The organism is candidate division KSB1 bacterium (genome assembly GCA_034506335.1).
In the GTDB taxonomy this organism is placed as follows: Bacteria; Zhuqueibacterota; Zhuqueibacteria; order JANLFK01; family Oleimicrobiaceae; genus Oleimicrobium.
The window spans coordinates 40656-48022 of the sequence record JAPDPR010000024.1 but is presented as its reverse complement, the minus strand read 5'-3'; the positions used below and the strand labels follow the sequence as shown (position 1 = coordinate 48022).

Annotated in this window: 4 protein-coding genes; all 4 read right to left on the bottom strand. The window is 59.6% G+C overall.

Annotated elements, in window-relative coordinates; genetic code table 11:
- Positions 1 to 2414 (bottom strand): Ig-like domain-containing protein (locus ONB25_08690; GenBank protein MDZ7392955.1); only part of this gene is annotated, 2414 nt, incomplete at its 3' end.
- A gap of 46 nt (positions 2415 to 2460) precedes the next feature.
- Positions 2461 to 3432, bottom strand: a complete 972-nt coding sequence (locus ONB25_08685; GenBank protein MDZ7392954.1) for a hypothetical protein — start codon at positions 3430 to 3432, stop codon at positions 2461 to 2463.
- 46 nt (positions 3433 to 3478) lie between these two features.
- A complete protein-coding gene (locus tag ONB25_08680; protein MDZ7392953.1) occupies positions 3479 to 4594 on the bottom strand; it encodes a DUF5009 domain-containing protein in 1116 nt (371 codons plus the stop codon).
- 43 nt (positions 4595 to 4637) lie between these two features.
- Positions 4638 to 7352 carry a T9SS type A sorting domain-containing protein gene (locus tag ONB25_08675; protein ID MDZ7392952.1) on the bottom strand — a complete coding sequence of 905 codons (2715 nt, stop codon included), beginning with the start codon at positions 7350 to 7352 and terminating at the stop codon, positions 4638 to 4640.
- Positions 7353 to 7367 lie beyond the last annotated feature (15 nt).

Here is a 7367-nt window from a genome sequence, read left to right as displayed (position 1 = left end):
ACCCCTGGTGGCTGAACCCCGTCCACCAGCGTCTTCACCCTGCGACCGAGGGCATCGAACACCACCAGGCGGACATGGGGCATTCCCTCCGGCACTTCGTAGCGTATCGTCACTGTCGGGTTAAAGGGGTTCGGATAAGCCTGGTAGAGCCGGAGCTTGGCAGGGGTGGGCGTAGACGGATCATCCACCCTGACTGTGGTGGGGCGTGCCAAGCGCAGGTCGTCAATAACCAATGTCCCCCTGACTGCAGCGCCCGGCGCGTAGGAAAGCTGAATACTGTCGAAGCCGAGCGTGCCGTCGAGATTGCCGTCGCCCAGCCAGGTGCCGGTGCCGTCGCGGGACATGTCCCAACTCACCAGGCGCCACCCTGCCCAATCCACCACGAACCAAGGGCTTACCTCGTGGTTGGTGGCCTGATAGTCTGGCACACGGTCGTCCACGCAGAAGCGGAACAAAGTGCCGCTGGCGTCGCCGAACACGTAGGCCTGCAGGAGGTAGGAGCTGTCAAAGCGCACGTTCTTGGGAGCGCCCCCTGCCAGGTAGACGCGGATCAGCCATGCGGACGCCCCTGTGTCCCATGCATAGTTGACGCGCATGGCCGTTGTACTTTTCGTCAAGAGGTTGACGACCTCCCCCTCTGGCAGTCTGGCTGTGGCGTCGGTCACAACACCAGTCGTGCTTCCGCTCTGCTGCGGCGCCCACCAATTGCCCAGCCCGCTCTCGAAACTATCGATGCCGGCAAAATCCAAAAATGTACCAGTGGTGACAAAGCTGTAGGACCTGGTGTTGAGAACCACGTTACCAAAATAGTCCCGCAGACCCGCGAAAATCCTGGTCACATACGTCTCCCGCGGGTATAATGGGGCCTCGGGGAAAAACGTCAAGATGCTCTGCGCATTCACCACATAGTGTTTGATAGTGCCCGGCACGTAGGTGTGGTCAACCCATCGTTCCACCTTGTACAGCGCGCCAAAGTCGACAGTGCTGTCCAGTTCCTCGTCGTACCAGGCGCTGATGATGGGGTGCAGCTCCACGTTAGTGGCATTCTGCTTGGGATACATCTTGACTATCTTGGGCGGGGTGATGTCGGCACGGCTGGTGCGGAAGCGGACCACGAAATCATCCCCGCCAACACCGTCACTATTGCCGTCCAGAAAGTAGCCGTGGATACTTCGCGCCGTGCCGGCGATGGTCAGCACGTAGTCGGTGGTGAACTGCAGCGTGTCGGTGCGCACCGTGAGGCGGGTGCCGTCGGAGGACCATGAGAACGATACATCCGCACGCGGCTGCAGGGCAAAGGCACTTTCCACCGTTTGCCGGTCCATGGGCCTGCTAAAGGTGATCACCATGTCTGCCCACGCCGGGAAGGCCGTGTCGCCGTCTGCAGGGTAAGTGGACTTTACCACAGGTGGCACGGTGCTGTACATTCCCACGTCGACAAAGGTGAAAAAGGTATCGGACAGCACCACTTGCACGTGCTCTGGCACGTAATTGTCTGCCTCTACGCTCAGCTCGACGCTCCCTGTGCCCAAGCCTTCAACGTAGTAGAAGCCGTTATGGAGTTGGTTGGGGTCACTTGAATACAAGTGGAAAAGGGATTCGTAGGTATCCGTCACGTACGTGGTGCCGCCGACGGTGACCCGAGCACCGTTCAGTGGCACACCAGTCTCGGCATCGTAGACGATGCCGGTGCAGATACCCGGCGCCGGCCGCGGGAGGCCATGGAAGCGCAGAATCGACCAGAAAAACGTGCGCGCCTCCAGCCGCTTCCAATCTGCGTTCATGAACAGCTGGTTCTGCCGGGGATTCGTGTGGAAGCCTGCCTCGCTCAGCTCTGAGGGCATGGTCGTTTCGCGATTCACATGGAGGTAAGGCCCGCCCGAAGTCCGACAAAAGTCCGACCAGGTGTAAAAGCTGCAATCGCCGATCGAACCCCTCGTGGTGGTTCGCATGCCCTTAGTGAGCAACACCACCATGATATCCGCCATCGCCTTACCCCCACGGGGGTACTTTTCCTGACCGTTGTAGTACTGACCCCACAAAAGGAGCGTGCTATTAGCCGAAGGATCCCCTGCATCGCTGTGTATGGAGTGAAACCACGCCGCGCCTACCCGATTTGCAAAGTCCGTGCGCTGGGTCAATGACACCTGCTGCTGGTCATTGGTGCGCGAGATGTACACCGTGTCAATGTCCGTCTCATTGAGGAGCATCTCGCGTAGACGCAAACCGACGCGGAGATTACGCTCAGCCTCGGAATAGCCATATACTCCCATGTTTTCTTTCTGACTGTGCCCTGGGTCCAGAAAAATGTTCCACCCGGCCAACCCCGTGACCTGGGCCGATGCTCCAGAAAGAAGAGCCATCCACAGCAACAGCATCGCCCCAAGTGTCAAATCCCAATTTCGCCTCTGCATCCACTTCCTCGCTATTCTTTCGCACGAAAACCGTCGTCTCTGCTTATCAGTGCTCGATCCGCACCTTGCTCGTGTCTAGTTCCACTTGGACCACATAGATGGCACCCTCGTCCATGGTGTCGAAGGCGATCATGCGCCCGTCCGGTGACCAGGAGGGGTTCATTTCCAACCGGTCTGCGGTGGCGGTGATTGCCGTCGTGGTGCCGCCTTCCAGGTCCACACAGTAAATGTCCGAAGAGATGAACTGGTGCCCGTCATCTTCAGCGACCATGTAGGCCAGGTGACGGCTATCCGGTGCCCACTGGGGCCGGTTCCCCCGACCCAGGTCCACAAGCCCGGTGCCATCGATATTCACCACATACAGGTTGCCGCCCAACACCTCGAAGGCCAACCGCTTCCTATCTGGGGAGAGGACCTCGTTCAGGTATTGCTCGCCCGGCAGCGGGTCCAGCGTGGCCACCGGCTTGGCACCAGGTCCGGCCACTACGATTGCCCCTCCTTTCTGGTAGCAGAAGTAGCGCGGCGTTGCCCGCACGGTCTCAACCGCCTCCTTCCCAGAGTCCAGCACTTCCACGTCCCTGGAGCTGACGATGACCACCTTTGCGTCTGCCTCTGCCCAGTGCGGAAGTTCTGGCATCGAAGTGCGAAAATCGGTTAGAAGTCTGGCCTCCCCGGTGTCCACCCGAAAGATCTTGGCCGCGTTGTAGCGAAAAGGGCCTCGGTACTGCGCCACCCTGGTCAAAATCGCCCGCGAATCTGCAGACCACTCGAATCCGTACCCGGCAGCTGGCTCGGCAGTTAGCTCCCGTACCCCATTGCCATCGGCGTTCATCACCCATAAGCCCTCGTAGCGCTCCCCGGTAAAAGCTATCATCCGGCCGTCTGGGGACCACATAGGGTTCATGAAAAAGGCGCCATCGCCACCCACCAGCTTTACCGGCTTCCCCACCACCCTAACCCCTGCACCTACCTGCCCGCTGACCAGGGCTATTGCCAGAATCAGAAATACGCGTCGCATATCCATTTCCTCACGAGTAATCCTTGCGTGCACAACAGCCCCCAGGTCACAACTTGATAAAGATCTTCCTCCGATACAGAATGGTCAAAATCCCCGCCCACAAGAGAATATGGAGAACGGGGTAGAGCAACGAGCCACCCCAATTGCCTGCCACCGGTACGAGGACCTTATTGTAAATGAGGCCCTTGACGGACTGCCGCGTACCATCAGCCATAGCAAACTGCCAATAGTAGAGCAACTTGGCCAGGAGCGAAGAACCAAAGTACGCGAGGATGGCATTACTGCCATAGACGATCGTCGGCTGCAGTCCACGGCGCCACCCCTTGATGTCGATTGCCCAATAGCTCATGGCCAGGAAATGCAGCGCCAGGCCGGCGGTGTGCAGCACGTAGCTGCTCGTCCAGAGCTGCTTGTTCAGCGGCATCCAGGTCTTCCAGATCAGGGCGGCCACCAGGAACAGGTTGGCCACCACAAACATACCGCTCACCTTTTCCATCGGCGTCCGCTCGCTGCGCAGCCACTGGCCGGTGCGGTAACCCAGCAACGTAGTGGCTATGGCCGGAATTGTGCTGAGAAATCCTTCCGGATCAAAGTCCGGCTTCCACATGTGTCCTTTTAGGAGCACGTTATCCACGTACTGGGCCAGATTGCTGCCCAATGCCCACGGGTCAGCACCACGCCCAGGAAAAGGCACCAACACCATGAGGGCCCAGTAGCCCAGGAGCAAGAGGAGGATAGTCACGACCTGCCCTCGCTTGCCCACGTGCAGCACCACCAAAGAGGCGAAAAAGTAGCACAGCCCGATGCGCTGCAACACACCAGGGAGGCGCATCTGCGCAAAGTTGAACTCCGGGAACACATTGAGGAACCACCCAAGAAACAATAGGAGGGCGGTCCGCTTGAGCACCTGGAGGTACAAGGGGGTCAGCTTGCCAGCAGATTCCAGTCTGCGCGCGAATGAAAAAGCCATCGCCACGCCCATGATGAACAGGAAAAAGGGGAAGACGAGGTCAGTCGGCGTACAGCCATGCCATTCCGCATGCCGCAGCGGCGGCAGCACATAGCGCCAGCTACCTGGGTTGTTGACGAGAATCATAAAGATGATGGTCAGGCCGCGAAAGGCATCCAGGGAAACCAGTCGCCTTGTTGGGGGTTGCTCCATGGGGGTTAGTCTCCTCTGCGTCGTCTTCTTCGGGGTCAGGCTCTTACCGCAGCACAATCATCTTAGCGGTGGCCTCGTGGCGTTCCGTCACCAGCCGGTAGAAATAGACCCCCGAAGGAACATCCTGGGCATCCCAGCGAACCGCGTGGGCGCCAGGGGGCATCACTTTGTCTACCAGGATCGCTACTTGCTGTCCGGCCGTGTTATAGACCCGCAACTGGACGTGCGACTCTTCGCCAAGCTCATAAGCAATGGTGGTGTGCGCATTGCACGGGTTGGGATAGTTCTGTTCCAGTCGAAAACGAAGCACCTGCCCTGCGGGATGCGGCTGGTCCACCAGCGTTACTTCCTGTACCAGCGCGAACTTGATCGCGTCAGCACGCAACACTACACCCTGAGGGTTGGTGTTCTTGCCGGTGTCGATGACCCGCACCTGCACCGGTACGCCAGCGGGGAAGTAGTAACGGCCTACCCGCACCCATGAGCCGCTGCCCTGGTTCTGGTCGACCACCACAGAATCCAGCACAATCCCGGCGACGCTGACCTCATACAGTGCGTGGTTCGTGGTATTCACGGTGGTGGGTACTATCTCGAAGAGCTCGTACACGCCCGCCACCTCCAGCGCGCCGGTGAAGGTGGCGTAGGCCCTCGGCGTCTGGTTCAAAGGGGCATAGCGACTGGTGGGCCCGTATGCTTGGGCGACACTGTAGCGCCACTGGCCAAATTCATGATAGTGTAGCGAGTCCTCATTGTCCACGATGAGGAAATAGTTTTGCACTCGCGCGGTGATTGGCACGCTCAGCCGCGATCGGCGCGGGTCATCGCTCAGCAACACGAGTGAATCAATAGCCGCTCCTGAATTCGGCCAGAAAGCGAAAACCGGTAGTGTAACGCGCCCCATGGTCGGTACTGTGAAGGGCGTAGCCAGACCAGCCTGGACCATACCCCGGGCTGATGAAGTCGCGGTGACGGTCACCTCCTCTACGCCCCAATTTTGCAGCTGAAGGGAAAAGCGTACCGTGTCGCGGCGACTCACCTCGCCGAGGTCGACAACCTGCGGCTGCACATGCAGGTCACGGTCCCGCACGAGGGCGGAGAACTTGGCCACGTCTGCGACCGCAGTTCTTCCCACTCCATCACCGTGAGCAGCCATTTCCAAGAACGTGCCTGAACCAGGAGACAACCGAGCTGTGCCCACGTAAACCCAGGTACCCGCCGGCAGCCCTTGCTCGAACGAGCACTGGCCCACCAAAGCCCCTGCGCTGCGCAGGCGGAACTCGACCCGTCGCGCCGCGTTGCTCACGGCAGCCACCTGCACGAAGACATTATAAAGCCCTTCCTCGGTCAATCGTGGATACCAGTGCACTACCGCACTGTCACCCGCTGCCACACTGGCGGTCAAGGCTGTTCTGCCCCACGCTCCCTGCGGCACTGAGCGCCACGACCCCACCACTGGTTGGAGCTCACCGCTCTCGTCGTCGCAGAAAAGATCATCGGGCAAGAAGCTGTGGACAAAGAGCGCCTGGTTGCCCACCGTATCGCACACCGCCACACCCACCTTTGCCATGGGACGCGCGGGCAATGAAACCTGCCACGTTTTGTCGCCGACTTGTTCTGCGAATACCAGCCCATAGTCCTCGTACACATCCTTGAAGGCCACAACCGGCTGGGGCTGGAAAAGGGGTTCGTCGCTCTGAATAAGCAATTGGACCTGCTCGGCAGTGCCCGCCACCTGCACCGTGAGCCGCGGCGCTTGCACGTCGTCGCTGCGAAGCCAGCGCTGCATTGCCTCCACCGCCGTGCAATAACGGAAGCTCACCCCCGGATAGCGCGCCGCCGCAGCGTGAGCCGCACTGTCGACCTTGGCGATGTTGCTCAGAAAATCCGTCTCGGGGAGGTGACCCCAGATGCACGCCACCTGGTCGATGCCCTTGTCCGCCTCCGCAAATATCTGGTCCAGGTACCCCCTGGCCACTGTGGTCGAAAAGTGCGCGGAGCGGACATTCCATCCTCTCCCGTTTCCCGGTACCTGATAGTCGTCCTCCGACGGGTGGTATGGAACCCACTGGCTTGGCGCCCGCGACCAATCGATCACATTGTCCAGGGGCTCGGCGGTGTCCACACCTCGCGCTGGGTAGTCGTTGTGCATGCTGAAAGGGAGAAGCCGATTCAGGTACCGCTGCCAATCGTTATCCATGTAGTGCCAGCCGCTGCGGAAGGAGACCGGAAAAACCCCCTCCTCGAGCAGCAGCTGCGCCAGGGTCACATCGAAATCGTCCCGGCACTCCTGGAAGGTATGCGCCTGGTTCCACCACCACCTGCCGTCGCCATCATAGTCGCTCCAGAAGAAGGTGTGGTAGTGGAGGGAGAGCTCATCGCCGTTGGCCACGACGTTGTCGCCGTGGTACTTTTTCATCAAGTACATGGTCATGACGTTGGGCACGGGCACGTTCGTATTGCGCGCGTAGCGGAAAATGTTCCCCGCCATCATCCACCAGGTCATCTTCAGAGGCTGACCATAAGAGTCCACAAAGCGTTGGCGGAACGCGGGGGCCATCACCTGATAGGCGTTTCGGGCGGGCTCTGTGTAGAGGCTTAGATCATACAGACAGTCATAACGGCCGTCATCCATCCCATCCCAGATGGCGGTGTCAGAGCCCAAAACAAGGTACACGGTTCCCCCAGCCAAGGCCAAAGCAGGCAGAACGAGGAGTGCAACTGTGCTGGCGATAAATCGGCGTGCCCTTTTCGATGACATCTCCCTTTTACCTCA

What these genes read in the sequence shown, in the direction of transcription:
- ONB25_08675 (MDZ7392952.1), bottom strand. Translation starts at nt 7,352, where the DNA reads ATGTCATCGAAAAGGGCACGCCGATTTATCGCCAGCACAGTTGCACTC.
- ONB25_08680 (MDZ7392953.1), bottom strand. Translation starts at nt 4,594, where the DNA reads ATGGAGCAACCCCCAACAAGGCGACTGGTTTCCCTGGATGCCTTTCGC.
- ONB25_08685 (MDZ7392954.1), bottom strand. Translation starts at nt 3,432, where the DNA reads ATGCGACGCGTATTTCTGATTCTGGCAATAGCCCTGGTCAGCGGGCAG.